A 1,683-nucleotide genomic window follows, 5' to 3' on the forward strand; every position below is an offset into this window, starting at 1 on the left:
CGTTGGCACCCCCGCCGCGCCCCGATACACTCCCCCCATGGAATCGATCGGCGGCGACCTCAGCACCATGGCCCCGCGTCCCTTTGCGGACGCCCATCTCGCCGCCATCCGGGCGATCTCCACCACCCGCCATTATCAACCGGGCGACATCGTGCTGCCGGCCGGCGCGCCGCAGGACCGCTTCGTGCTGGTCGAAGAGGGCGAGATCGAGATCGCCGACCCAGCCACGGGTGAACGCCTCCGCCCGGGCAGCCTGCGCGCCGGCCAGTTCATGGGCGAACTCGCCTTCCTCAACGGCGGCCCGCTCACGCTGACGATGCGCGCCAGCGTCGCCACCCGCACGCTCGAAGCTCCGCGCACGGACATGCTCCGCCTGATGAGCGCGGTCCCCGAAATCGGCGACCATATCCTCACCGTCTTCTCTGCGCGCCGCCGCCGCATCTTCGAGGCGGGCGACAGCAGCCTCGTCGTGCGCGGCGCCGATCGCGACCCCGCCGTCGCGCGCGTCGCCAGCTTCCTCCACCGCAACCGCATCCCGTTCCATGAAGAGGCGGAGGGCGAGCCGCAGGTCAGCTGGTCGGGTCATCCGATCCCCGATCCGACACCACGCGCGGTCGCCGGCCATCTCGGCCTCGATCTCACCGCCAGCTCGACCGAACCGTTCGACCTGCTGATCGTCGGTGCCGGCCCGGCCGGGGTCGCCGCCGCCGTCTATGCCGGGTCGGAAGGGCTGCGTGCGTTGGTGATCGAGGATTGCGCGATCGGCGGACAGGCCGGGACCAGCTCGCGCATCGAAAACTATATGGGCTTTCCCACCGGCATTTCCGGCGCGGACCTGACGTTTCGCGGACAGGTTCAGGCGATGAAGTTCGGCACCTGCTTCGCCATGCCGCGCCGGGTCGAGGCCCTCGCCCGCCGCGACGACGGCTTCTGCGCGACGCTCGACGGGGGCGAGGAGCTGTGCGCCCGCGCGGTGCTGGTCGCCACCGGCGTGCAATATCGCCGCCTCCCGCTCGACCGGCTCGAAACGTTCGAAGGCGCCGGCATCTATTACGCCGCGACCGAGATGGAGGCGCGCCTCTGCGCGCAGACCGAAGCGGTCGTCGTCGGTGGCGGCAACAGCGCGGGGCAGGCGGCGATGTATCTCTCGCGCGTCGCCAAACGCGTCCATGTCGTCGTGCGCGGTGCCAGTCTGGCCGACACGATGAGCGCCTACCTGCGCGACCGGCTCGAAGCCGACCCGCGCATCGTCATCCACACGCATAGCCAGCTCGAACGGCTCGACGGCGACGATCATCTCGAGCGCGTCGTGTTCACCGGACCCGCGGGCAGCCACGCGGTGGATTGCCGCGCGCTGTTCATCATGATCGGCGCCGCGCCCAACACCGACTGGCTGTCCGGCCTGGTCGAACTCGACAGCCACGGCTTCGTCCGCACCGGCGCGGAAGTCGGCGCAGCGTCCAGCTACGCCACCTCGTGCCCCGGCATCTTCGCGGTGGGCGACGTCCGCTCCGGCTCGGTCAAGCGCGTCGCCAGCAGCGTCGGCGAAGGATCTGTCGTGGTCAGCGCGATCTGGAGCCACGTCAACACGCCCGCGCCGGGGGAAGTGGGGATCGGGGGCTAAGCCCACTCCTCCGTTCGCCAATCCTCCCCCTGGGCGGGGGAGGATTGAGACGGTAGATC

Annotated in this window: 1 protein-coding gene; it reads left to right on the plus strand. The window is 70.4% G+C overall.

The annotated features are described in order from the left end of the window. Positions 1 to 1,624 (plus strand): FAD-dependent oxidoreductase (locus AX681_RS06495; RefSeq protein ID WP_331709989.1); only part of this gene is annotated, 1,624 nt, incomplete at its 5' end. Positions 1,625 to 1,683 lie beyond the last annotated feature (59 nt).

Source organism: Sphingomonas sp. CCH9-E2 (assembly GCF_001557215.1).
Classification (GTDB): Bacteria; Pseudomonadota; Alphaproteobacteria; order Sphingomonadales; family Sphingomonadaceae; genus Sphingomonas.